This is a genomic window from Aeromonas sp. MdU4, from assembly GCF_041929505.1.
GTDB lineage: Bacteria > Pseudomonadota > Gammaproteobacteria > Enterobacterales > Aeromonadaceae > Aeromonas.
Map to the genome: position 1 here is coordinate 1 of NZ_JBHFMW010000038.1, position 22,845 is coordinate 22,845.

The 22,845-nt window shown below is 58.8% G+C and carries 21 protein-coding genes and 2 tRNA genes; 13 read left to right on the plus strand and 10 right to left on the minus strand.

Going from position 1 to position 22,845, the window contains the following annotated elements:
• Nucleotide 1 precedes the first annotated feature (1 nt).
• Both ACE1BR_RS20920 and ACE1BR_RS20925 read right to left on the minus strand, forming a co-directional pair.
• Nucleotides 2–86: transfer RNA gene (locus ACE1BR_RS20920), tRNA-Tyr, on the minus strand.
• A 34-nt stretch (nucleotides 87–120) separates the two neighbouring features.
• A tRNA-Tyr gene (locus ACE1BR_RS20925) sits at nucleotides 121–205 on the minus strand.
• A 124-nt stretch (nucleotides 206–329) separates the two neighbouring features.
• Here ACE1BR_RS20925 and ACE1BR_RS20930 point away from each other — a divergent pair.
• A complete protein-coding gene (locus ACE1BR_RS20930; protein WP_374873679.1) occupies nucleotides 330–839 on the plus strand; it encodes a VC2046/SO_2500 family protein in 510 nt (169 codons plus the stop codon).
• A 106-nt stretch (nucleotides 840–945) separates the two neighbouring features.
• Here the strand turns inward: ACE1BR_RS20930 and hpf are convergent, their stop codons facing one another.
• Nucleotides 946–1,284 carry a ribosome hibernation-promoting factor, HPF/YfiA family gene (gene hpf / locus ACE1BR_RS20935; RefSeq protein WP_201913108.1) on the minus strand — a complete coding sequence of 113 codons (339 nt, stop codon included), beginning with the start codon at nucleotides 1,282–1,284 and terminating at the stop codon, nucleotides 946–948.
• 371 nt (nucleotides 1,285–1,655) lie between these two features.
• Between hpf and ACE1BR_RS20940 the strand changes: the two genes are divergently transcribed.
• From ACE1BR_RS20940 to ACE1BR_RS20975, 8 genes are all read left to right on the plus strand, one after another.
• Nucleotides 1,656–4,145 carry a putative bifunctional diguanylate cyclase/phosphodiesterase gene (locus ACE1BR_RS20940; RefSeq protein ID WP_374873681.1) on the plus strand — a complete coding sequence of 830 codons (2,490 nt, stop codon included), beginning with the start codon at nucleotides 1,656–1,658 and terminating at the stop codon, nucleotides 4,143–4,145.
• Between the two features lie 101 nt (nucleotides 4,146–4,246).
• Nucleotides 4,247–6,148 (plus strand): transglycosylase SLT domain-containing protein, encoded by a 1,902-nt coding sequence (locus ACE1BR_RS20945; RefSeq protein ID WP_374873683.1) that lies wholly within the window; start codon nucleotides 4,247–4,249, stop codon nucleotides 6,146–6,148.
• A gap of 176 nt (nucleotides 6,149–6,324) precedes the next feature.
• Entirely contained in the window at nucleotides 6,325–7,323 is a 999-nt protein-coding gene (locus tag ACE1BR_RS20950; RefSeq protein WP_374873685.1) for a LacI family DNA-binding transcriptional regulator, read from the plus strand.
• 325 nt (nucleotides 7,324–7,648) lie between these two features.
• Nucleotides 7,649–8,737 carry a pyruvate dehydrogenase (acetyl-transferring) E1 component subunit alpha gene (gene pdhA / locus ACE1BR_RS20955; protein ID WP_374873687.1) on the plus strand — a complete coding sequence of 363 codons (1,089 nt, stop codon included), beginning with the start codon at nucleotides 7,649–7,651 and terminating at the stop codon, nucleotides 8,735–8,737.
• Nucleotides 8,730–9,716 (plus strand): alpha-ketoacid dehydrogenase subunit beta, encoded by a 987-nt coding sequence (locus ACE1BR_RS20960; protein ID WP_374873689.1) that lies wholly within the window; start codon nucleotides 8,730–8,732, stop codon nucleotides 9,714–9,716. Before pdhA ends, ACE1BR_RS20960 begins: the two co-directional genes overlap by 8 nt.
• Nucleotides 9,713–10,813 carry a dihydrolipoamide acetyltransferase family protein gene (locus ACE1BR_RS20965; protein WP_374873691.1) on the plus strand — a complete coding sequence of 367 codons (1,101 nt, stop codon included), beginning with the start codon at nucleotides 9,713–9,715 and terminating at the stop codon, nucleotides 10,811–10,813. Before ACE1BR_RS20960 ends, ACE1BR_RS20965 begins: the two co-directional genes overlap by 4 nt.
• Nucleotides 10,814–11,031: 218 nt before the next feature.
• Nucleotides 11,032–11,241: a cold-shock protein gene (locus tag ACE1BR_RS20970; RefSeq protein ID WP_075112094.1), complete on the plus strand. Its 210-nt coding sequence runs from the start codon at nucleotides 11,032–11,034 to the stop codon at nucleotides 11,239–11,241.
• 92 nt (nucleotides 11,242–11,333) lie between these two features.
• On the plus strand, nucleotides 11,334–11,639 hold the full coding sequence (locus ACE1BR_RS20975; protein WP_374873693.1) for a hypothetical protein: 306 nt from the start codon (nucleotides 11,334–11,336) through the stop codon (nucleotides 11,637–11,639).
• On the opposite strand, the gene ACE1BR_RS20980 is transcribed toward ACE1BR_RS20975, so the two are convergent.
• Entirely contained in the window at nucleotides 11,626–11,874 is a 249-nt protein-coding gene (locus tag ACE1BR_RS20980) for a TIGR02647 family protein (protein WP_374873695.1), read from the minus strand. The genes ACE1BR_RS20975 and ACE1BR_RS20980 overlap by 14 nt on opposite strands.
• Before the next feature lie 246 nt (nucleotides 11,875–12,120).
• Between ACE1BR_RS20980 and ACE1BR_RS20985 the strand changes: the two genes are divergently transcribed.
• Nucleotides 12,121–12,669 (plus strand): hypothetical protein, encoded by a 549-nt coding sequence (locus ACE1BR_RS20985; RefSeq protein ID WP_374873697.1) that lies wholly within the window; start codon nucleotides 12,121–12,123, stop codon nucleotides 12,667–12,669.
• A 159-nt stretch (nucleotides 12,670–12,828) separates the two neighbouring features.
• A complete protein-coding gene (locus ACE1BR_RS20990; RefSeq protein ID WP_374873699.1) occupies nucleotides 12,829–13,221 on the plus strand; it encodes a DUF2750 domain-containing protein in 393 nt (130 codons plus the stop codon).
• Nucleotides 13,222–13,319: 98 nt separating this feature from the next.
• Here ACE1BR_RS20990 and ACE1BR_RS20995 read toward each other — a convergent pair whose 3' ends face one another.
• The 5 genes from ACE1BR_RS20995 to ACE1BR_RS21015 all read right to left on the minus strand — a co-directional run bounded on the left by ACE1BR_RS20995 (nucleotide 13,320) and on the right by ACE1BR_RS21015 (nucleotide 20,557).
• Complete coding sequence (locus ACE1BR_RS20995; protein WP_374873701.1) at nucleotides 13,320–15,167, minus strand: extracellular solute-binding protein; 1,848 nt, start codon at nucleotides 15,165–15,167, stop codon at nucleotides 13,320–13,322.
• Between the two features lie 122 nt (nucleotides 15,168–15,289).
• Nucleotides 15,290–16,183 (minus strand): EamA family transporter, encoded by an 894-nt coding sequence (locus ACE1BR_RS21000; RefSeq protein WP_374873703.1) that lies wholly within the window; start codon nucleotides 16,181–16,183, stop codon nucleotides 15,290–15,292.
• A 139-nt stretch (nucleotides 16,184–16,322) separates the two neighbouring features.
• The gene (locus ACE1BR_RS21005) at nucleotides 16,323–17,069 is read right to left on the minus strand and encodes a DNA-binding transcriptional regulator YciT (protein WP_374873705.1); all 747 of its coding nucleotides are present in this window, start codon (nucleotides 17,067–17,069) and stop codon (nucleotides 16,323–16,325) included.
• A gap of 90 nt (nucleotides 17,070–17,159) precedes the next feature.
• Nucleotides 17,160–19,604, minus strand: a complete 2,445-nt coding sequence (locus ACE1BR_RS21010) for a formate C-acetyltransferase/glycerol dehydratase family glycyl radical enzyme (protein WP_374873707.1) — start codon at nucleotides 19,602–19,604, stop codon at nucleotides 17,160–17,162.
• 56 nt (nucleotides 19,605–19,660) lie between these two features.
• On the minus strand, nucleotides 19,661–20,557 hold the full coding sequence (locus tag ACE1BR_RS21015; RefSeq protein ID WP_374873709.1) for a glycyl-radical enzyme activating protein: 897 nt from the start codon (nucleotides 20,555–20,557) through the stop codon (nucleotides 19,661–19,663).
• 128 nt (nucleotides 20,558–20,685) lie between these two features.
• Here ACE1BR_RS21015 and fsa point away from each other — a divergent pair, with 128 nt between their 5' ends.
• Both fsa and ACE1BR_RS21025 read left to right on the plus strand, forming a co-directional pair.
• Complete coding sequence (gene fsa / locus ACE1BR_RS21020; RefSeq protein WP_374873711.1) at nucleotides 20,686–21,339, plus strand: fructose-6-phosphate aldolase; 654 nt, start codon at nucleotides 20,686–20,688, stop codon at nucleotides 21,337–21,339.
• Between the two features lie 104 nt (nucleotides 21,340–21,443).
• The gene (locus ACE1BR_RS21025; protein ID WP_374873713.1) at nucleotides 21,444–21,623 is read left to right on the plus strand and encodes a hypothetical protein; all 180 of its coding nucleotides are present in this window, start codon (nucleotides 21,444–21,446) and stop codon (nucleotides 21,621–21,623) included.
• Between the two features lie 14 nt (nucleotides 21,624–21,637).
• Here ACE1BR_RS21025 and ACE1BR_RS21030 read toward each other — a convergent pair whose 3' ends face one another.
• Nucleotides 21,638–22,837: an HD-GYP domain-containing protein gene (locus ACE1BR_RS21030; protein WP_374873715.1), complete on the minus strand. Its 1,200-nt coding sequence runs from the start codon at nucleotides 22,835–22,837 to the stop codon at nucleotides 21,638–21,640.
• Nucleotides 22,838–22,845: the final 8 nt, after the last annotated feature.

A 22,845-nucleotide genomic window follows, 5' to 3' on the forward strand; every position in this document is an offset into this window, starting at 1 on the left:
ATGGTGGAGGGAGAAGGATTCGAACCTTCGAAGGCAGAGCCGTCAGATTTACAGTCTGATCCCTTTGGCCGCTCGGGAACCCCTCCACGGGGTATTACTTCACATATTTTTGCACTTGAATGGTGGAGGGAGAAGGATTCGAACCTTCGAAGGCAGAGCCGTCAGATTTACAGTCTGATCCCTTTGGCCGCTCGGGAACCCCTCCCCAAGTGCGAGGCGCATACTAACAGATCTTCCGCTTTTGTGAACCCCTGAAGCGGATTTTTCCATTAAAAGAATTGGATATGCGGCCGATAAGAGATGAAATCACCATTTTCAAGAGTTATCCCATGCTGCCCAGTTCAATCCGTAACCACCTGCTCGTCGATGAAGGCCAGTTGGGGCAACGCCTCAACCAGGACCTTCAGCATGGCGATCGGGCGGATTTCCGATTGCATCTGGCGCTGCTGACCGATGCGGTCGAAGAGCAGCCCTGGTTTGATGCCAAACCGACGGCAAGCCCGGACAAGCGGGACTGGCGAGCGCACTTTGAGCTGCGAGAGGCGCCGGTACTGGTGGCCGAAGGGGCGGGGAGTGACTGCAGTGCCATCAATGAGCGGTTGCAGCAGGGGGGAAGCATGGTGGATGTGCGGCTCTGGCTTGCATTGCAGACGCCGCCACTGGTAGCCAGCCAGCCGCTGATTGATGAGGCGGTATTTGACAATCTGACCTTGCTGGGTCGCGAGAAGTTGCAACACAAGGTAGCCGGTGTGCCGCGCGAAGAGGATCCGCTGGTACTGTTACCCGTGCTTGAGCGGTTGCAACAGGGAGTCGATACCCGCCTTCATTGGCTTAGCTAGGGGGTGTGTGTCTCTTGCGTTGTTTGCCGAGACGTTTTCTGCTGAAAACAAGGCAAACATAAAGGCGGGATAACCCGCCTTTATGCTCTCTGTGATCCGCAGTGATTTATGCGTCAGCTTCGTCCGGTTGTACCTGCTCTTTCAGCGCGGCATTGGCGCGACGGGCAATCGGTTTTTCGGTGTGGCGATTGAGCTGACGTTCCAGTTTCTGTCCCAGTTCGTTGATGGCGGCGTAGAGATCCTCATGCTCTGCCTGGGCAAACAGTTTGCCGTTGGGGATGCCAGCACTGGCTTCGACAATGAACATCAGACGCTCTTTGGAGACAATCACATGGGGTGTGATGAGAGGCACCTGAAGACGTTCGAGCTTTTCAAAACGGGATTCGATTCGCTCGCGAATAGCCGGGGTAATGTCGATGATTTTGCTGGTAATTTCGATTTTCATATAGGCCCCCTTCGGGTCGTCTTGCTTGTGTCTTCACCTTCAGATTACTCATTGGTGAAGTTTGAAATGTGATATACGTCACATAATCTCCCCTTGGCTATTCAGTAACTTATAAATTGTGATCTTTTCCGGTTTCGTGCCAAAAACAGCTTGAGCTCCATGAAACTGGCAGGCAGTATGACGGGAATAGGATCGTTTCTGTCCCCTCTTGGCAGCACTTCGTGTCGACCTCATATCCGGTTCCCACTGCTTGATATCGCATGTTTGCACTTTGCCCCTCCTGTCTCTTGACCTTATGAATGGAGCCGAGTCGGTTGCTGCTGCCTGTTGCTGGACCGCAAACGTGGTCAGTTGTTGTGTTGGAGTCACAAATGAAGCATCAAGCCACTCAGGTCATGTGGTTTTTTGATCGGCAACATGATCAATGGAGTCTCTCTGATCAGGGTGCCTACCAGCAGTGGCAAGGAAAGGAGGCCCATCCGTGGGCTGACCAGCTGCTGCCGGAAGATGAAGCCGGCTTTGCCGACTTCCTCATCCGGCTTCATGAATCACACCTGCCACAACAGTTTATCGGTCACCTCAGGGATCAAGAGGGAACGCTCAATCACGTGCTGTGGAGCGGTCAGTTTGAGCCCAACAAGGCGGTCTGCTGTGGCTGGTTGATCCCGCTTGCCGCGACCTCTCTCAAGCCCTCTTTGCCTTTGCTGCAGACCAGTCTGCTCACTCAGTTGGCGCAGGCGCTCTCTGCCCGAACCGGGCTCGACTTCTTCAATACCCTGGTCAAGCAACTCACCCACATTCTGCAGGTCGATGCGGTCTGGGTCGGGGAGCTGAGCTCTGCGGATCGGGTACGGGTACTGGCCGCCGACGGGCTGGCACTCAAGGATTACCCTCTGGCGGGCACCCCCTGTCAGCAGCTCTATCGGCAGGGTGCCGTCTGCATGGAGGTGATCTCCGGGCAGGAGGAGATCCAGTCGTGGCTGGCCGTTGGTCAGACCTATTACGGTCAGCCACTGTTTGATGACAGGGGCCACTTGCTGGGTCATCTGGCGCTGCTCAGTTCGGCGCCAGCGGACATGGCGAACCTCAACTCTGTGCTCGATACCTTCAGGGTGCGGATGGTTGCCGAGCTGGAGCGGTTGCAGTCGGACGCCCAGATGCGACTCTCGGCGGTAGCCTTCGAGACTCACGAGGGGATCATCATTACCGATCCGGGGTTCAAGATCCTGCGGGTCAACAATGCTTTTAGCCAGATCACCGGGTTTGACAGCCAGGCTGTGCTTGGCCTGCAGCTGGAAAAGGATCTCTGGCCCAATCTGGGTGGGCTCGGTTACGAGCTAAATCCCATGAGCCGTTGGCAGGGGGAGACCCTGCGTCTGCACGCCGATGGTCATACCTATCCCCAGTGGGAGATCGTGACGCCGGTGCAGGATGAGAAGGGGGGGATCAGCCACTTCGTCATCTGCTTCGAGGATATCTCCGAGCGCAAGGCCGCCGAGCGACGGATCCAGGATCTCGCCTATTACGACGAGCTGACCGGTCTGCCGAACCGTCGTCAACTGCATGAGACTCTGGTTCAGACCTTCAACGAGGCGACCAGCAGCTGCCTGATCGGCGCGTTGCTCTTTATCGACCTCGATCACTTCAAGACCATCAACGACTCCCTTGGCCATGCCACCGGCGACTGGCTACTGAAAGAGGTGGCGACCCGGCTCAAACGGCTGGTGCGTCAAGGGGACTGTCTGGCGCGTCTAGGCGGGGATGAATTCGTCTTGTTGCTGCCATCGCTCTCGGCCAGCCCGCCCCAGGCGGAGATGCAAGCCGACATCATCGCCGAGCGGCTCATCACCGAGATTGCCGCCCCCTACACCTATGGTGGACAGGTGCTACACATCGGCGCCAGCGTGGGCATCACCCTGTTTCCAGATCGGGAGCAGGGGGTGGATGATCTGCTCAAACAGGCGGATACCGCCATGTATCAGGCCAAGTCGGCCGGTCGCAAGACCCGCCGCTTCTTTGACGCTTCCATGCAGCAACAGGCGGATCGCCGCCTGCTCATCCACAACGAGCTGCGCAACGCCCTCAATCAGCAGGAGTTGACACTCTATTATCAGCCCCAGCATCTGGTGGATGGCGGCGACATCATCGGTGTCGAGGCGCTGATCCGCTGGCAGCCGGCGGGGCGCTCGCTGGTCTCGCCGGCCGAGTTCATCCCTATCGCCGAGGAGAGCGATCTCATCGTCGATATCGGTAACTGGGTGCTTCATGAGGCTTGTGCCCAGTATGTGCTGTGGGAAGAGAGCGGCATTCGCATCCCGCAGATCTCGGTCAACGTCAGTGCCAAGCAGTTCCACGCCACCGACTTTGTCGAGCGGATCCACGATGTGTTGGCGCAAACCGGCATGGATCCGGCTTGCCTCAATCTGGAGATCACCGAATCCGTGGTGCTGGGCCATGCCGAGGACACCATCAGCAAGATGGCGGATCTCAAATCTCTTGGCATCAGTTTTGCCATCGATGATTTCGGCGCCGGTTACTCCTCCCTGAGCTACCTCAAGCGGTTGCCTGCCGACGAACTCAAGATCGACCGATCCTTCATTCAGGACATCCCGAAGGATGGCGACAACATGGCCATCGTCGAGGCGGTGATCGCCATGGCGCGTCACATGGGGTTCAACGTCACTGCCGAAGGGGTGGAGTCACGCCAGCAACTGGAGTTTCTCAAGGCACAGGGGTGCAGCTTCTATCAGGGTTACCTCGCTTCCAAGCCGTTGCCGGTGCCTTATCTGGAGAAATATGTGCAGCGCCTCGCCAGGCAGGATTACCAGCGCGAATTCCAGCCGAGCGGCGTAGAAAAATAGTCTCCTCTCCCCGCTGTCGCCTTGGCTGGCAACGGGTAGAATGGGAAGCAGTAGATGCACCGCCTGCGGGCGGTGTTATTGCCTCTCAATGGAGATGTTCAGTGAAAGCTGTATGGGGAATTGTTTTGTCGGCGCTGTTGACGCCGACGCTGATGGCACAGACTGCGGAGCAGTCGTGGTACCGTCAGGCTTATGATGCGGTAAAAGCCGATGATCAGGCTCGTTTCCAGCAAATTCGAGCCCGGTTGACTCACTATCCCCTGCTGCCCTATCTCGATTACTACCAGCTTGCCTTTCGTCCAGGGGCGGCCGACTACAACGATGTGACCCGCTTTATCCGTGAGCATGGCGATACCCCCCAGTCGAACCGGCTGGAGCGCAGCTATCTCACCTATCTGGCCCAGAGCGAACAGTGGTCGCAATTCCTGCGTTTCTATCCGGTCAAGCCGAGTTCCACCGATCTGCTCTGCATGCACTATCAGGCGCTCTACAACACCGGCAAACAGGGTGAAGCGCTGCAGGGGGCGGGCAAACTCTGGATGAGTGGTCAATCCCGCCCGGATGCCTGCTCGCCACTCTTTAAGCTGTGGCAGGCATCCGGTCAGCGTACCCAGGATAAGATCTGGCAGCGGATGACCCTCGCCTTCGAGGCGGAGAACCCCAACCTGATCCGCCATCTGGGGGCCAATCTGTCGGGTAACCTGCAGAGCTATGGCGATCAGATGGTGACCCTGTTCGAACAGCCTGCCAAGGCGATGAATCCCGCCTACTTCAGCAGCAACTCCTATTCGAAGAAGCTGCTCTCGCTCGGCTTGAGCCGTTATGCCAATCAGGAGCCGGAAGCAGTGCTGCGTCAGCTGGCGCTCTTTCGCAGCCGCTTTGGCCTGACCCAAACCGAGGTAAAACCGGTTGAACGCGCCATTGCTCGCCGCTTGCTGCTGGATCGCTCTGTAGCGCAGCGTAGCTGGCTCGACAATACCGTGGTGCGACTGACCGACCCCGATATTACCGAGTTGCGGGCCCGGTTGGCGATCTGGGAGCAGGATTGGCGCGGTCTCTCCGGCTGGGTGAGAAAGATGCCGATGGCGCGCCAGAAAGAGGATCGCTGGCGCTACTGGATGGCACGTTCCCTCGAAGTGCAGGGGCAGAAGAAACCCGCTCAGGATCTCTATCTGGAGACCGCCAATCTGCGCGGTTTCTACGGTTTCATGGCGGCCCAGCGTACCGGCGTGCCCTACCGCATGGTCAATCAGGGGGTGAAGCATGTGCCCGACTGGCGCACCGCCAGCCAGCGTTGGCCCTTCCTGCTGCGGGTGCGTGAACTGTTGTCGATGAACGAGATTAACGCGGCTCGGGCCGAGTGGATCCACAACATGGATCGCAACCCGGTGGCCCAGCGCATCGAGTTTGGCCATATCGCCCTCAATCAGGGTTGGCATGAGCTGGCTATTCTCTCCAGCATCCGTGCCGAAGCATGGGATGCGTTGGAACTGCGCTTCCCCAAACCCTACACCCAGACCTTCAGTCAGGTGGCGCGGGAGCGGGCAGTTAACATGAGCCTGCTCTATGCCATCTCCCGCCAGGAGAGCGCCCTCTATCCGATGGCCCAGTCCCCGGTGGGGGCGCGTGGCTTGATGCAGCTGATGCCAGCGACGGCCAAGGAGACCGCGGGCAAGCTCGGCGTCCCTTATCGCAGCGAACAACAGCTGTTTGATCCAGCGATGAATGTCCGGCTCGGCAGCGCCTACCTCAAGCGCTTGCTCGATCTCTACGACGGCAACCGGATCCTAGCTGCGGCGGCTTACAACGCCGGACCGGGGCGGGTGAAACGCTGGCGTGATCAGAGTGACAACAAGCCGATGGATGTCTGGGTCGAGAGCATCCCCTACAAGGAGACGCGCAACTACGTGCAAAACGTGTTGTCATTCGATCTCATCTACCAGCACAAGCTGCAGCAACCGCTGCGTTTCATGTCGGACCGGGAGCTCAACCACGCCTATTGAGCCAGGGGCCGCCAGTCGGCCCCGTTCTCAAATACCGCAGGCAGCGGGTATCATCGGCAACGCTCTGTTACAAAAGGAAACATGAGTGGTGACCAGGCTCCGGGAAATGTTCTAGGGAGCGGGATATACTCGGCCGTCGGCACCAGCAGGTTCCCCTCACAATAAAGGAATGGATAGTGGCAACGATAAAAGACGTTTCTCAGCTGGCAAATGTGTCTATTTCCACCGTATCGCGCGTGATCAACAACACGGCGCAGGTCGCCCCGGAAAAGCGCGAGGCTGTAATGGCGGCCATGAAGGAACTCAATTTTCGGCCCAACAGTTTTGCCCAGGCCCTGGTCAGCAAGCGTTCCAACTGTATCGGTGTACTGGTTGGCGATCTCTGCGGTGGTCCCTTCTTCGCCCAAATGATGCGGGGCATCGAAACCATGGTCGATCGGGCCAACAAGTTCACCATCGTCATGTCCGGAAACCATGACATCACCCGCGAGCGCCATGCTATTCAAGCGCTGCTGCAGCGTCAGTGCGATGCACTGATCCTGCACAGCAAGGCTCTGCCCGACGAGGAGTTGAGCGAGCTGGCGGCGGGCTCTACTCCCATCGTCTTTATCAATCGTCAGGTACCCGGTGCCGAAGATCGCTGTGTCTGGCTCGATAACCAGGCGGGTATCACCACTGCTTGTCAGCATTTGCTGGACGCGGGGCATCGCAAGATCGCTTTTATCACCTCCGATGATGAAGAGTTTGTCGATGGTCAGCAGCGGATGGCTGGCTATACCCAGACGCTGGGCAAGGCCGGGATCGCGTTTGATCCTGCGCTCATCAGCCGCGCCTTTGCCGACGAAAATGGCGGCTATGTGGCGATGAGTGAACTGCTTGCTCGCGGTGTCGATTTCACCGCGGTGCTTGGTTTCAACGACGGTATGGTGGCGGGAGCCATTTCATGCTTGCTGGAGCGAGGCTACAAGATCCCGCAGCAGGTGTCGGTGGTGGGGTTCGACGATATCCCCTATGCCCGCTACATCTATCCCAAGCTCACCACGGTGCGCTACCCCATCGAGGAGATGGGCAGCCGTGCCGCCGAGCTGGCGTTGCGCCTGCTCGATCACAAGCCGGTGGACGGCCTGGCACTCAAGTTTGAAGCACAACTGGTTGAACGCGAGTCAGTTGCCTGACGAGAGTAAAACAGCGAATAACAGTGTGGCCCCAGTGGGGCCACGTTTATTTATGCTAGCCATTTCAATCTGCAACAGATTGAAGCAGTGAAGGGGTCGTCACTCCTTCTGGACATGCTGATTGCGCACTGCATTACCCACCCACTCGATGTGAACCTTTTACGGTGCAAAATGTGTAAATACGCCGAAAATTCAGCTCATTCGCCACTTTAAAGAAGTTTCTACTGGTCTTACCTGAGTAAATCCCTTTGCTTTTTATTTAACAAGGTATTTACATCTAGGTGTCATCAGCATCGGTGACGCTCACAACGGCAAGGAGCCAGTTATGACCCATGTCGACATCCCTTTCCTTCGTTATCTCGATGCGGAAGGGTGCCCGGTCGCCACCTTACCGACCTGGCTGGACAAGGCGATACTGCACACCTTCTACCACAACATGGTGATGGTGCGCAGCTATGACAAAAAAGCGATCGCGCTGCAGCGAACCGGCAAACTCGGTACTTTCCCCTCTCATCTCGGTGCTGAAGCTGTGGGGATTGGCATCGGTCTTGCCATGCAGCCGCAGGATGTCTACGTCCCCTACTATCGGGACATGCCCACCCTCTATGTGCGGGGCGTACCGATGGAGAAAAACCTGCAATATTGGGGTGGTGACGAGCGGGGCAGTTATTTTCTCAAAGCCGATGGGACCCCCTCTGAAGATCTCCCCATCTGTGTCCCCATCGCCACCCAGATCACCCACGCCTGCGGCATTGCCTCTGCCTTCAAACTGCGTAATCAACCGAGGGTTGCCGTGGTCACCATTGGCGATGGCGGCACCTCCAAAGGGGATTTTCTGGAGGGGCTTAACTGCGCGGGTGTGTGGCACCTGCCGATGGTTATCATCGTAAACAACAACCAGTGGGCTATCTCGGTGCCGCGCAAGCTGCAATCGAGCGCCCCTACGCTGGCCCAGAAAGGGATTGGCGCCGGGGTGCGCAGTCTGCAGGTGGATGGCAACGATGTGGTGGCGGTCTACGATGCAGCCCGCAGTGCCGTCGAACGGGCCCGCATCGGCAAGGGGCCGACCCTGATCGAGGCGGTCAGCTATCGCCTCGGCGATCACACCACGGCCGACGATGCTACCCGCTATCGCGACGGGGCCGAGGTCGAGGCCGCCTGGGCCAAGGAGCCGATCAAGCGGCTGCGCCAGTTCATGCACAGCCAGGGCTGGTGGGATGAAGAGCAGGAGCAGAGCTTGTTGGCAGAGGCCGCCCGAGAGGTAGAACAGGCGGTCGCCCGTTATGAGGCGATGGCGCCCCAGCCGCCGGAGGCGATGCTCGACTATCACTATGCCAGCCTGCCCGCCGAACTCTTGCCCCAGCGCGAGCGAGTGATTGCCAAGGGGATGAAGCAGGAGGTTGGCCATGAGTGAGATCAGTTTGCTGGAAGCGGTCAACATGGCCCTTCACTACGAGATGGAGCACGACCCGGATGTGGTGGTACTGGGCGAGGATGTAGGAGTCAACGGCGGGGTGTTTCGCGCCACCGTGGGGCTGCGCGACAAGTTCGGTTTCAAGCGGGTGATCGACACGCCGCTGGCCGAAGGATTGATCGCCGGGGTGGCGGTCGGCATGGCCACCCAGGGGCTCAAGCCGGTGGCCGAGTTTCAGTTTCAGGGCTTCATCTTCCCCGGGATGGAGCAGATCATCTGTCAGGCGGCGCGGATGCGAAACCGTACCCGTGGCCGCCTCTCTTGTCCCCTTGTCTATCGCTCCCCGTATGGCGCTGGCATTCACTCACCGGAACACCACAGCGAGAGTGTCGAGGCGCTGTTTGCCCATATTCCGGGGTTGCGGGTGGTGATCCCCTCCAGCCCGAGGCGCGCTTATGGTTTGCTGCTGTCGGCTATCCGCGATCCGGATCCCGTGATGTTTTTCGAACCGGATCGCATCTATCGCTCGATGAAATCCGAGGTAGTAGATGACGGTGTCGGCCTGCCGCTGGATGTCTGTTTCACCCTGCGCCCGGGCCGGGATATCACGGTAGTGGCCTGGGGTGCCTGCATTCAGGAGGTGATGCGGGCGGCGAACCTGCTGGCCGAGCAGGATATCCAGTGCGAAGTGCTGGATCTGGCCACTATCAAGCCGCTGGATATGGCGACCATCCTCACTTCGGTGCGCAAGACCGGCCGCTTGCTGGTGGTGCACGAGGCGTGTGGCAGCTTCGGGGTCGGAGCCGAAATTGTGGCGCGGGTGACCGAGCAGGCACTTCCCAGCCTCAAGGCGCCGCCCAGACGGCTGACTGGCGTGGATGCCGCCGTTCCTTACTATCGCAATGAAGCGTATTACCTCATCACCGAGCAGGATATCGCTGATGCCGCTTACCAGTTGATGGAGAACCAGTGGCTATGAAATTTTTCAAATTACCGGATCTGGGTGAAGGGTTGGCCGAAGCCGAGATCGTCGAGTGGAAGGTGAGTGCCGGTGATACCGTCGAGGTCGATCAGGTGCTGTTGTCGGTGGAAACCGCCAAGGCGCTGGTGGATGTGCCCTCTCCGGTGGCCGGGGTGATTGCCCGTCTCTGTGGCGCCGAGGGGGATATCCTCCATATCGGTGCGCCGCTGGTGGAGTTCGAGGGGGGCGAAGATGATGGTACCGTGGTGGGCAAGGTGAGCGCCCATCAGCAGCATATAGAGGATCACTTTGTGGTGGGGGCCATTGCTCCGGGTGGTTCGCTGGTGCAAGCCATGCCTGCCGTGCGGCTGCTGGCGCAGAAGTTGGGTCTGGATATTGACCGGCTCAAGGGAAGTGGTAGCGGCGGCATGGTGACCGAGCTGGACGTGCAGCAGGCATTCGAAGCTCAGCAGAGCAGTGGCAACGAGTTCCTCAAAGGGTCGCGGCGGGCCATGGCCAAGGCGATGGAGCTCTCCCATCAGACGGTAGTGCCGGTCAGCATCACCGACGAGGTGGACTTGCGCCACTGGCGAACAGATGAAGATGTGACGGTGCGCCTGATCAAGGCCATTGGCGTGGCGTGCCGTGCCGAGCCCTCGATGAACGCCTGGTTCGATGGTGAAACCCTGTCGAGACGGTTATTCAAAGAGGTCAATGTGGCCATTGCGGTGGATTCAAAGCATGGGCTCTATGTGCCGGTGATGGAGAACGTGGCCGAGCGGGAGGGGGCGGATATCCGGCAGGGACTGGATCGGATGATCGCCGATGTGAAGGCGCGCGCCGTGCCACGCGAAATGTTGCAGGGGGCGACCATCACTCTCACCAACTTCGGCGCCATCGCGGGTCGCTACGCCAGCCCCATCGTCACGCCGCCGCAGGTGGCCATCATAGGGGCAGGCAAATTGTTCGAGAAAATGGTGTTCATCCATGGCGAGGCTCGCCCGGTGAGAGCACTGCCGCTGTCGATGACGTTTGACCACCGCGCCTGCACCGGCGGGGAAGCTGCGCGCTTCCTGAAGACCTTGGTCGAAGCACTGGAAGCGCCCACATCATAAATCGCCCATAAACGGTTGTGCCCTGTTATCAGCAGGGCACAAATTTGTTTGCGTAATCTACAAAGCCACGTATAATCCAAATCAGCTTGAAAGGGCGATAGTTATGTCAATGAATACGATGTTCTACATCTTGTCCTGTTGTTCATAAGTTAATCCCGTTTTTTGAGCTTTACCCGCTGAAAAGCATAAGTAATTATTTTGAATACAGGTTTAAAGATATGTCTAACATGATCACCGGTACCGTTAAGTTTTTCAACGAAACCAAAGGTTTTGGCTTCATCCAGCAAGAAAACGGCCCGGACGTTTTCGTTCACTTCAGCGCTATTCAAGGTGCCGGTTTCCGCACCCTGGCTGAAGGTCAGCGCGTACAGTTCTCTGTGACCCAAGGTCAGAAAGGCCCGCAGGCTGAGAACGTAACTGCTCTGTAATTCTTACAGAATTTAAGAAAGCCGTGGTGCCTCTGGTACCACGGCTTTTTGTTTATATGGCCTTTGCTCCTGACTCATACGGTGTGTGAATCATGTTCCAGACCTTGTTGCTTGTGACTGCTTTGACCCTGGTTGTGGATGATCCAGTGCCGGTTCAAGCTGCAATGGAGGCTCAAGTTGTCTGCCAGCAGTTTGTTCATGTCCGATTGGGAGAGGAGCGGCAACCTGATGAGATCCAGGCCAGGTTGATCCCCAATCGGGAGTCGGAGTGGCTGGTCGATGGCAAAGTAAAAGGACCCGAAGGTCCTTTGCTGTTTGCCTGTCATCTCCATCGGGGAGAGCGTTGGGAGCTGCTTAATTTTTCGCTGTGGGCTCCCCAGCCGGTCAAAGCGGTTTGAGTGCGACCAGAAGATGCTGCATATGCTCTACCATGGTCATGCCAAACGGGGTGAGGTAGCCGCCATCTTCCGCACTGATGAGTCCCTGCTGATGCAGGCGGGCCGCTGCCTGGCACAGCTCTTCAGACATGTCGCTGCGTAATTTGATACCCAGGCTCATGTTGGCCGGATCAAAGCATGCCAGTATCTTCAACTGGTTTATTACGTCATCAGAAATCTGATCGATACCAATCATGGATCTACTCCTTACGCTAAAGATGTATGCAAACTAGCATTCCCGGATCCACTTTAGTGGGCGCTGGTTCAAACTATTGGCCTTTGTCTGTGCAATATCCTTCCGAGTGCTGTTTTTTTGGGCGTAATCAGAGGGTTGGCTGACAGCTTAGCCAAGGGCCGAGCCGGACCAAACGTGATAGGATAGGGCACTTATTTATATCGGACGGCCTATTGGTGGCTGTTCGCTCTGTTCAAGGTATCGCTCATGGTCAAGATCACTCTGGTATCCCTGCTGCATTCACTTTGTGCCCGCTTTCCTGTCTACCCCGCTGCTTCGCTGACGTCACTGCTTGATGCCCATCAGGGCGAGGTGTGGTTGCCTGCTCGCAAGGGGGCCGACATTGCGCTGCTGCGCAAGCGTGCCAAAGGGGGGCATGAGCTGGCGTCACTCGATGCGGGCTGGTGTGATTTTGCCGCCAGCGACAGCGGCGATACGCCCGAGCTGGATGCGCTGGCTAACTACGACACCGAGATGATGGATAACCTGCTGATGTATTGGCATAGCGCGGCCAAGATCAACAGCCCGATCACCGATAACCTGTTTGAGCTGCGCCGCGAAGTGGTGGATGAGGCCCACGGGGTCAAACTCGCTGCCGCCTGGGAGCAGCAGCAACAGCTGCGTTTCGAACAGTTGATGGCGATGGCGGCCAATGGCCGGGATCAGATCTGCTTTGTCGAGGTGGAGTCCGCCTACTGGCTGCGGCAGAAGTTGAGCGAGCAGCCTGATGTCGAGCTGATCACGCCTGCGTTGTAAAAGGCGCAAGATTACTGCTGGCGGTCTCTCAATCGAGGAGGCTGCTCTATTCTTATGGGCGTCATTGTCCTCCCCATCTGGTGCCAAGGGGCTACAAGCTGGACAAGCTGACGACAAGATGTGAACATGGCGCCCTTTATTGAGAGAGAGACTTGGCCAATGAGCTATGAACTGAGCGACACCGAGCGCAATGCCGCGCTGCAACTGAACGCTGAATACCGTTACGATCACTTCATCAGCAAGCTGGTCGAGCATGAAGAGCTGTTTGTGCTGACTGACGAGCACGGCGTGATGATGCTGACTACCGACGATGAAGATTGCATCCCGGTATGGCCACACCCGGAATACGCCCAGGCGTGGGCCGAAGGTGAATGGGCCGAGTGCAAGCCGCAGTCCATCACCCTCAAGGTGTGGCTGGAGCGCTGGATCGATGGCATGGAGCAGGACGAACTCTGTGTGGCCGTGTTCCCGACCCCGGAGCAGGAAGGCATTGTGCTGGAGCCCGCCGACATCGCCGACGCTATCGCCCAGAAGCAGGCCAAGCGCGGCTAATTACCCCCAAGCTTGACGCGAGCAACTCAGGTTGCAAAAACTAGGTTGCAAAAAAAGACCCCGCCAGTGTGCGGGGTCTTTTTTTATCTGCGATTGACTCAGGGCTGTTTGAAGCGGGTGTCGACCTGAGTAACGGGGGGGAAGGTTTTGCCACTATTGATGGCATCCCGCGTTTCACTTTTTACCTGTTCGTCGATCCAGAACAGACCACCATAGCTGTAACCACTGCTGCCGCCATCGAGGGGCCAGTAGAGTAGCTCGCTCTTGGGGGTAGCCGGTACTTTGGGCAGCTTGATCCAGCGCCAGGCCCCGCCACGGGTGTAGGGGACCTGATAGGTTGGGACGAAGCTGGCCAGCTCATAGAGCCGCTGTTGAATCTGGCGCGACAGCTCTGCCTTTTTGCCAAAATCAAAGGCCTTGTCGTACTGCTCCACCAACGCGGTTATCGCCTCATCGTCGATGTTCATGATGTTATTGGTTTGCGGCTTGTGGGCGTTGACCTTGTGGAAAAACTCCCAATAGGCGGGGTAGCGGCCGGCACCCCATGCCATCCAGGCGCTCTGATGTTTTTTCTCCAGCATTGATTTGAAACCGGACGAAGCATCCATCAGGTTGAGTTCGAGATTGAGTCCTGCCTTCTTGGCCTCTTCCCGCAGCAGGGTGAGCCGCTGGGCATGCTCTGCGGTGGTGTAGGTGACGGAGAGGGTCAGTGACTGTCCCTGATCGTTTAGCAAAATGCCGTCTGGGCCGGTGGAGGTGAAACCCGCCTTGGCAAAGTAGGTGCGTGCCAGTTTCGGATCGAAGGGCCGTTCCTTGAGCTCGGTGTTGGTGAAGTCACCCTGACCCGCGCCGTAGCTGTTGAGACGTTGGTAATCGCCGCGCAGCAGGGTGGTGAGCACCTTGTCGAGGTTGAGTGCGTGCTGAATGCCGAGCCGCACATCGAGATTGCTCAGCAGCGGGTCGTCGGTATTGAGATAGAGCCCCATGGGGGGCTGAGGGCTCTGGTTGTAAAACCAGAGTCGTTCGATATAGCCCTTCTCGAACTCTTGGGTCTTGGTTTTGTCATGCCACCAGTTGGGCATGACCAGCGCGAAAGTATCCAGCTCGCCGCGCAGGAAATGCTGCCAGGCGATGTTCTGATCCCTGAGTACCTTGATCTCGAGCCGTTCCGGATTGAAGCGATGCTGAAAATAGCGTTCGTCATCGCCCCACCAATTTTTCACCCGTTTGAAGGTGATCGATTTGCCCTTCTTCACCTCGTCGATCTGGTAGGGGCCGGTGACCGGCATTACTTTCCAGTTGTACTCCTTGACCCAGTTGGTGGTGAGCTTGATCGCGTGGCTTGGCTCCGGGCTGATGGGCAGTGACTCCAGCAGATCCTGGCGGCTCTTTGCGATGCCGCTGGTGATGGAGAGGGTGTGATCGTCGAAACGGGTCACATCGACGATCTGGGTGCTGTAGTAGTTGTTGTACCAGGGATCATTGATCTCTTTGCTGCGCATCATCTTGAGGGTAAACACCCAGTCATCGGCGGTGACTGGCTGGCCGTCCGACCAGCGCGCTTTGGGGTTGATGCGAAAATAGAGGGTCTTGTGGTCGGCGCCGAAGGCCCATTCGCTCGCCAGCATCGGTATCGGATTGCCGGTGATGGGGTGGGTGGCCAGCAGGGGCAGGTTGGTCTCCCTTATATAGGCGGCAAATGACCCGTTGGAGTCAGGTCCGAACTTGCGCAGGGTGAGGGGAAAGCTGGTGACAAAGTCACGGAAAGTACCGCCCCGCTTGGCGGCAGGATCTGCGTAGACGGGATCCGTGTTGTTGCTCTCCCACTTTAAATCGGCTGGCAGGGTGGCGCTCCAGCCGTAGTGACTCAGACAGAGGGCCAGAGTGATAGTCGTGGTACGAATAAGGCGCGGGATGGTCTGGCTCCCGGTGAATGTCGATGGCATATCCTTGCTCTCCTGATAGCGTCTTCCTGCAGGCCATGGAACGATGGCTACAGCCCCGTTGGGGGCTGGCTCATAATGAAAATTTTCCCCACCCTGGTCAATGGTGGCAGGTAAATAAGGGGTCAGGTGGCAGTCTGCGGTTTGGACCAGCGTAGTCGGCCACCCAGCAGATGTACCACAAAGCCGAGCAGCACCAGACCAGAGCCTAGCCACTGCAAGGCTGTCGGGTGTTCATCAAGCAGAATGGCGGCCGCCACCATGCCGACACAGGGTATCAATAGAGAGAGCGGGGCCACCTGCGCCACCGGATAGCGCATCAGCAGCCGTCCCCACAGGCCGTAACCCAGCCAGGTCGCGACATACGAGAGATAAAGTACGCACAACAATCCCTGCCAGCTGAAGTTGAGCAGGCTGCTCACCATCAGCTCGGGCCCCTCGAACAGCCAGGAGAGGGCGAAGAAGGGAAGAATGGGCACCAAGCCACCCCAGGCGATAAGGCTTGGTAATGAAGTTTGATAACGTAGACCGATCTGGCGATTGATGACGTTGCCAAGACCCCAACAGGCGGCTGCACAGAGGGTCAGCACGAAACCAAGCAGGGTCAGGTTGCCTTCGCCATGGGTAGCGATGAGATAGAGCCCGACCGCCGCTAGCGGCAGGGCTATCCAGTGGTGAGGTTGCCAGCGCTCACCCAGCCAGATCATGGCAAATAGCAGGGTGAAGACTACCTGGGATTGCAGTACCAGCGAGGCCATTCCCGCTGGCATGCCGAATTTCATGGCACAAAACAGAAAGGAGAACTGGCCCAGGCTGATGGCACCACCGTAGGCCAGCAACCAGCGCCAGGGCATGGCGGGCCTGGGGACCAGCAAGATAGCGGGGAAAACGACGCCAATGAAGCGCAGCGCCCCCAGCAGCAGTGGTGGAATGCCCTCCAGCCCCCATTTGATCGCCACGAAGTTAAGCCCCCAGCAGAGGATGACCAGGGCGGCCAAACATTTATCCTTGGTGTGCATCTTTCAGTCCTTGTCATCGCAGGAATGGCGATCCGCGTTCTGCAAGCGGATCGGCAAGAGGGCGAGCATACCTTTGATAGGGTGGTCGGCGTCAAGCTATGAATGGGATTTGTGTGGAGCTATTTTGCGGCTCGGATGTTCAAGCTGTGACGCAGTGTAGTGTGATGCCGCGCGCCGCCAGGGTGGCCCGCATGGGGGCGGGCAGGGCATCGTCGGTGACCAGTACGCCGATCTGTCCCGGCGTGCCGAGGGTGCTCGGGTGGATGGCGCCGAATTTGCTGCTGTCGGTGATGACCACATTGGTGACCCCCTTGGCCAGCACGCTGTTGACCACGTCGGCCCGCATCATGTCGCGGCTGGTGAAGCCTATCTCGGGATGAAAGCCGTCCACCCCGATGAAGGCCTTGGAGAAGTGCACCTGCTCGATGCAAAGGCGGGTCAGCGGCCCCACTACGCTCTCGCTCTGGTGCTGGAACAGGCCGCCGAGCAGTACCACCTGAGCCTGGGTATCGCGCAGCAGGTGGGCGATGTAGCTGCTGATGGTGATGATGGTGACCTGTTTGTGCTGGGCCAGATGACGGGCCAGCAGGGCGTTGGCGCTGCCTCCCTCGATAAAGACCGTCTCGCCATCCTCGACCAGTTGGGCCGCCCGTTTGGCGAGGCGCTCTTTGAGCAGGTAGTTGATGTTCATTCTGGCATCGGGATCGTCGCTCTCCAGCGCCATGGCCGAGCCGTGCACCCGCTTGAGCAGCCCCTGTTTTTCGAGCGCGGTGAGGTCGTTGCGCACCGTTACCTCCGATACCCCAGTGTGCCGCGATAGCTCGGCCACGCTCATCTTGCGAGCTTGATGGACCAGAGTAAGGATCAGTTGGTGGCGTGGGTTCATGGGGCCTCGCAGGTTGGCAGTGGATAGCGGCAAGCCACCTCACGGGTGGCTTGCTGGTCATAAGGGGCAAGCTGCCCCTGGTGGGGACCGTCAGAGGGTGTGCTCGGTTCGGGCGATGATATCATCTTGCGCATCGGGGGATAAGGCAGTGAAGAAGGCCGAGTAACCCGCCACCCGCACCACCAGATCCCGGTATTGATCGGGGTGGGCCTTGGCCGCCAGCAGGGTTTCGCGCGAGACGATGTTGTACTGCACGTGCCACCCCTTGTGCACCTCGAAGAAGGTGCGCAGCAGGCTCATCAGCTTGGCCTTGTCCCGCTCGTTTTCCAGGCTGGCCGGGCTCAGCTTCTGGTTGAGCAGCACGCCGCCGAGGATTGCCGCCGTGGGCAGCTTGCCGATGGAGTTGAATACGGCCGTCGGGCCGAGACGATCCGAACCCGATGAGGGGCTGGCCCCTTCCGCCAGCGGTGTGCGGGCGTGGCGGCCATCCGGGGTGGCCATAGTGGCGGCACCAAAGGGTACGTTGGCCGAGATGGAGGAGGTGCCGGCATAGTAGGTTCCGCCGATGGGGCCACGGCCGAAGCGGGTGTTGTGCAACCCCTTGAGCTCGTCGATGTAGCTCTGGTAGGCCTGCACCAGCAGCAGGTCGACCTCGTCCAGATCGTTGCCATATTTGGGGGCTGCGTTGGTGAGGCGCTGGCGCAGCTGTTCGCCCTGCAGTCCGGCAAAATCCTGCTCAAGTGCCTCGGCCAGCTCGCGTTGATCTACCACGCTCTGCTCGAACACCAGTTTCTTCAGGGCTGCCAGACTGTTACCCAGATTGGCGATCCCCACCTGCAGGCCGGAGACCCAGTCATAGACGGCGCCCCCCTGCTTGATGGTCTTGCCGCGCTCGATGCAGTCATCCACCAGGGCGCTGCAGAGGATGTCGTGGGCTTGTGCTTCCAGCACGCTGTCGACCACGCAGTCGATCTCGATGGATTTGCGGGTGAAGTAGCGAACCTGCTCGTCCCAGTGGGCCATCACCTCGTCGAAGTGGCCGAACGTGCCTTCCCGCAGCGATTGGGTCTGGGGTAAAAAGACCTTGCCAGTAGTGGCGTCGCGGCCGCCATCGAGCGCCGCCAGCAGGATGCGGGCGAAGTTGATAAAGCTCATGCCGGTGCAGCGATAGCCCCACTTGCCGGGCACGGCGGTTTCGATGCAGCCGATGGCGGCGTAGTGGTGGGCATCCTCCTCGTTCACCCCGAGCTTGATGAACTCGGGGATCACCACCTCATCGTTGTTGAAGGCGGGCATGCCAAAGCCGCAGCGGATCACCTGAATGCAGGCATCGAGGAAATCTTCGCTCATGCCGGCGTGGTAGCGTACCGAGAGGTTGGGCTGGGTTGAGCGTAGCTGGCCGCAGGACTCCAGAATCGCGTAGGAGAGGCCGTTGACCGCGTCATGGGCACTGCCATCCCGCCAGTTTTGACCACCGATGGTGACGTTTTGATAGAGCGGGCTGCCAGCAGAGGCCTTGGAGTGGGTGCCGGAGCGGATCTTGTTCACCTCCAACAGCTTGAGCCAGCACCCTTGTAGCAGCTCGATGGCGCGTGTCCGTGGCAGGGATTCTGACAGCTCAACTTCGCGGCGATACCAGGGGTAGAGGTATTGGTCCATCCGGCCAAACGATACCGAGTGGCCGTTGGATTCGATCTGCAGGATTAGCTGGATGAAGTAGCAGAGCTGCAGCGCCTGCCAGAAGGTTTCAGGGGGGCGGTGGGCGATGTGGGCGCAGTTGAATGCGATGGTCTCAAGCTCGCTTCGGCGCTCGGGACGCGGCTCCTGCGCGGCCATGTCACGGGCCATATTGCTGGCGAGAGTGGCGTAGCGCTCGATGTGATCGCTGACTGCATCGAAGGTGATGGCAACGGCCTGCAGGAACTGTTCGCGCTGCAGGTCGGCCCAATCCGCCAGATCCAGCCGGCTGCGCCGCTCGGCCACCTTGGCTTTGAAGCCATCGAGCCCCAGCGTGAGCAGCTGCTCGTAATTGACTGCGAGGTGGGCATCCCCCGAGGTCATGTTGCCCTCGGCCTTGATGATGCCGCTCTCCAGCAGCCCCTTCTGCTCATCGGTAAAGAGGCCATAGCAGCGATCCTGTACCGTCTGGCCGCGCCAGAAGGGGGTGAGGGCGTGGATTGCCAGCTTGTCTGCTTCGCTCACCGCAAAACCGGCGCCGGGGCGGTCGGCCAGCTCATCGATCTCCTTCTCAATCCAGCTCACCGTGTATTCGGGAAAGAGCGGCGCCGCCCGTACCTGACTGGCCTGATTGCCGACGATAAGCTCCTCATGCTTGATCCAGATGGTGCGCTCCTTGAGGTGGTGGGCCAGCGCCAGGGCGCGGCGCACCGGCAGCGGCCGGGCCAGATGGGCCTGATAGGCCTCGGTGTAGTGACGGGCCCGCTCGGTGCAGACCGGCGGTTGGACGATGTGGATCAGGCTCTCCTTGTGGGCACGGATCCGCGGGGGCAGGGTAGTGAGGTCGAGCTGGGTCATGGTCTTATCCTCTGCATCAAGTTATTGGTTTTGTGGTTGGCTCATGTTGCTGATCGTTAGCCACGGGTGATGGGGGTTAGGCCTCGCGAATAGGCATATTCATGGGCAAACGCGAGTAAATCTGGGTCGTCGAGTGGTTTGTCCGGCGCCAGATAGGGGAGATCGAGCAGAGCGTATTTGCCCGCGCCCAGGGTGTGGTAGGGGAGAAAATGGATCTCCTGCACCGTGCCGAGGCTGGCGGCGGCATCGGTGATGGCCTGGATCGATTCTCGGTCGGCATTGAAGCCGGGAATGAGCGGCACCCGGATCTGCATCGCCACGCCGCGTTCGGCCAGACGCTTGAGGTTGGCCAGGGGCAGGGCAACCTTGCCGCGGGTCCAGTCGAAGAAGCGCTTCTCATCCACATGCTTGAGATCTGCCAGCAGCAGGTCGAGGTGGGGGAGGCTTGGCTCAATCTGGTGCCAGGGCACGTGCAGGCAACTTTCCACTGCGGTATGGAGTCCCTCGGCCTTGCAGCGAGCCAGCAGGTCGGCGGCAAATTCGGGCTGCATAAAGGGTTCGCCGCCTGAGAGGGTGACGCCACCGCCGCTGCGCTCGAAGAAGGGGCGATCCCGCAGAAGGGTTGCCATCAGGGAGTCCAGTCTCTCCTCCCGGCCGCACACCAGCAACGCTTCGCTTGGGCAGAGGCCGCGCAGCCGTTCCACATCCTGAGCGCTCAGGACCGAGCGGGTGAGCTGGACTCCCTGGCTGTCACGCAAGATTGCCGGACAGGCGTCGCAGCAGAGCCTGCATCCCTCGATGCATTGGCGCCGGTCGAGTAGTATGTCCGGCTTGGGAGAGCGGCTTTCCGGGTTTTGACACCAGCGACAGGCCAGCGAGCACCCCTTGAGAAATACCAGGGTGCGAATGCCGGGGCCATCGTGAGTTGAATATCGTTGCAGGTCGAAAATCATACCGCCTCCTTTTGTTTTTGTATTTTATTTGCTTTCGTTCGAAAGTTGATTTGATTTCGATCAACTAATTTGTGGATGTGATCTCGTTAGAATGGCGACAGATTGAACATCCCGTTAAGGAGCTAGAGATGGAGTTGTATCTCGATACTGCCGATGTGGCTGCGGTGCGCCGCTGGTCACGGATCCTGCCGCTGGCTGGCGTTACCACCAATCCGTCCATTACTGCCGCTGGCGGTATGCCACTGGCCGATCTGCTGCCCGCCCTGCGGGAGGTGCTGGGTCCCAAGGCGCGGCTGTTTGCCCAGGTGATGGCCAAAACCGAGACCGAGATGGTGCGCGAGGCATTTGCCCTGCGGGAACTGGACCGTGACCTGGTGATCAAGATCCCGGTGTGTGAAGAGGGATTGGCGGCCATCAAGACCCTGACTGCCAACGGTGTGCCGACCTTGGGCACGGCGGTCTATACCCCGCTGCAGGGCTGGCTGGCTGCGGTAGCGGGCGCTGAGTATGTTGCGCCTTACGTCAACCGGCTGGATGCGCAGGGGGGGGATGGCATTGCCACCGTACAGGAGTTGCAACAGCTGCTTGAGCTGCATGCACCGAACAGCAAGGTGCTGGCGGCATCGTTCCGCACGCCGCGTCAGGCGCTCGACTGTCTGCTGGCGGGCTGTCAGTCCATTACCCTGCCGCTCGACGTGGCCGAGCAGTTGCTGAGCGTGCCGGCAGTAGATGCGGCGCTGGCGAAGTTTGATCAGGATTGGCAGCGTGCGTTTGGCCGCTGATTTAAGGTGAGCATGGGGGAGAGCAGAGGGGGATTGAATTGACCGACTAGACTGTAAATAGGTAGCCACGCGTTGGCTACCTTGCAGTTTACCGGAGGTATTCCATGAGCGACCATCTGCTGCTCCCCCATGGTGAAGATCTGCGTCGTGCGGTGCTCTGGCTCAGTGAGCATCACCTGCATGATATTGCTGCCATTGAAGAGGCCAGTTTGCGTTTCGATCTTTCGCCGCTGGATGAAGAGTTTCTGATCCTGCACTGGCTTGACAGCCAGCGCCAATCGTAAAGTGAGGTGAGGAGTTAGAAGAAGTTGGCGAGGTTGATGCCAAACTCTTTGGGGTCGACCGTGTTTTCGATGCTCTCCTGAACGCCAGCTTTGGCCAGATCCAGCCACTGCACATCGAGATAGTGACGCTGGGTGGCGTGATAGATCACCTTGACCATCGGTTTGAGTGGTTGTTGTTCGTTACGCTGCATCACGATAGCTAACCGCTGGTTCGAGAGCTGTACCAGTGTTCCCACCGGATAGACCCCCATGCACTTGATGAACTTGGTGACCAACTCGGCATCGAAGTGCAGATTGATCCCTTTGAGCAGGATACGGAAGGCCTGGGTTGGCTGCATACCAGCCTTGTAGACCCGATCTGCAGTGATGGCATCATACACATCGACGATACCGCTCATGCGGGTATAGAGCGAGAGCTGGTCGCCTTTCAGACGTTGCGGATAGCCAGTACCATCAAGCCGTTCGTGGTGGTTGGCGGCCACCTCCAGCATGGTGGGGGTGATGCCGGGGGTGTTGCTTAATATCTCGTAGCTGTGTACCACATGCTGGCGCATGATGGCGAACTCCTCGTCTGTCAGTTTGCCAGGTTTGTTGAGCACTTCGTCGGGGGTCATGATCTTGCCCACATCGTGTAGCAATCCCCCCAGAGTCAGCTCCTTGAGCACGCTGCGCTCCAGCCCCAGATAGCGGCCAAAGTTGGCGAGCAGAATGGCGACGTTCATGGAGTGCTCCATCAGGTAGGCATCCTTTGCGCGAATGCGGGCTAGGCAGAGCATGGCATCCCCGTGGGTGAACATGGTGTCCACCATCTCTTCGGCCACTTCGGCCAGCGGGGTGATGTCGATGGGTTCACCTGCCTTGAGATGGCGAATGAACTTGCCTTGCAGCTCGCGTGCTTCCTGATAGAGGCGACGGATCTTCAGTTCCCGACCTTCGCCGTTGGCACTGGTTCGACGCCCCACCTGAGCACTGTTGGCATTGAGCTCGGGGGAGGTAATAGCGTCACTCTCGGCACTGCCCAGCTTGCTGCGAGCCAGATCGATGCGCACCGTGAGCACCCCCTGACGCACCAGATTGGCTATTTGTGTCACATTCGTCACCATGCCCATCTGGGCAATCTCCATCCCACCGGTCTGGCTGGCGATAGCAATGACATACATACCGGGTTTCAGCTGGTTGACAGGGATGACGGGATAGGATGCTTGAGACTTCATGGCGGCTT

What these genes read in the sequence shown, in the direction of transcription:
- ACE1BR_RS20990 (WP_374873699.1), top strand. Translation starts at nt 12,829, where the DNA reads ATGAGCTATGAACTGAGCGACACCGAGCGCAATGCCGCGCTGCAACTG.
- ACE1BR_RS20975 (WP_374873693.1), top strand. Translation starts at nt 11,334, where the DNA reads ATGTTCCAGACCTTGTTGCTTGTGACTGCTTTGACCCTGGTTGTGGAT.
- hpf (WP_201913108.1), bottom strand. Translation starts at nt 1,284, where the DNA reads ATGAAAATCGAAATTACCAGCAAAATCATCGACATTACCCCGGCTATT.
- ACE1BR_RS21010 (WP_374873707.1), bottom strand. Translation starts at nt 19,604, where the DNA reads ATGACCCAGCTCGACCTCACTACCCTGCCCCCGCGGATCCGTGCCCAC.
- fsa (WP_374873711.1), top strand. Translation starts at nt 20,686, where the DNA reads ATGGAGTTGTATCTCGATACTGCCGATGTGGCTGCGGTGCGCCGCTGG.
- ACE1BR_RS20995 (WP_374873701.1), bottom strand. Translation starts at nt 15,167, where the DNA reads ATGCCATCGACATTCACCGGGAGCCAGACCATCCCGCGCCTTATTCGT.
- ACE1BR_RS21000 (WP_374873703.1), bottom strand. Translation starts at nt 16,183, where the DNA reads ATGCACACCAAGGATAAATGTTTGGCCGCCCTGGTCATCCTCTGCTGG.
- ACE1BR_RS21005 (WP_374873705.1), bottom strand. Translation starts at nt 17,069, where the DNA reads ATGAACCCACGCCACCAACTGATCCTTACTCTGGTCCATCAAGCTCGC.
- ACE1BR_RS20980 (WP_374873695.1), bottom strand. Translation starts at nt 11,874, where the DNA reads ATGATTGGTATCGATCAGATTTCTGATGACGTAATAAACCAGTTGAAG.
- ACE1BR_RS20970 (WP_075112094.1), top strand. Translation starts at nt 11,032, where the DNA reads ATGTCTAACATGATCACCGGTACCGTTAAGTTTTTCAACGAAACCAAA.
- ACE1BR_RS20985 (WP_374873697.1), top strand. Translation starts at nt 12,121, where the DNA reads ATGGTCAAGATCACTCTGGTATCCCTGCTGCATTCACTTTGTGCCCGC.
- ACE1BR_RS20960 (WP_374873689.1), top strand. Translation starts at nt 8,730, where the DNA reads ATGAGTGAGATCAGTTTGCTGGAAGCGGTCAACATGGCCCTTCACTAC.
- ACE1BR_RS20965 (WP_374873691.1), top strand. Translation starts at nt 9,713, where the DNA reads ATGAAATTTTTCAAATTACCGGATCTGGGTGAAGGGTTGGCCGAAGCC.
- ACE1BR_RS21025 (WP_374873713.1), top strand. Translation starts at nt 21,444, where the DNA reads ATGAGCGACCATCTGCTGCTCCCCCATGGTGAAGATCTGCGTCGTGCG.
- ACE1BR_RS21030 (WP_374873715.1), bottom strand. Translation starts at nt 22,837, where the DNA reads ATGAAGTCTCAAGCATCCTATCCCGTCATCCCTGTCAACCAGCTGAAA.
- pdhA (WP_374873687.1), top strand. Translation starts at nt 7,649, where the DNA reads ATGACCCATGTCGACATCCCTTTCCTTCGTTATCTCGATGCGGAAGGG.
- ACE1BR_RS21015 (WP_374873709.1), bottom strand. Translation starts at nt 20,557, where the DNA reads ATGATTTTCGACCTGCAACGATATTCAACTCACGATGGCCCCGGCATT.
- ACE1BR_RS20940 (WP_374873681.1), top strand. Translation starts at nt 1,656, where the DNA reads ATGAAGCATCAAGCCACTCAGGTCATGTGGTTTTTTGATCGGCAACAT.
- ACE1BR_RS20930 (WP_374873679.1), top strand. Translation starts at nt 330, where the DNA reads ATGCTGCCCAGTTCAATCCGTAACCACCTGCTCGTCGATGAAGGCCAG.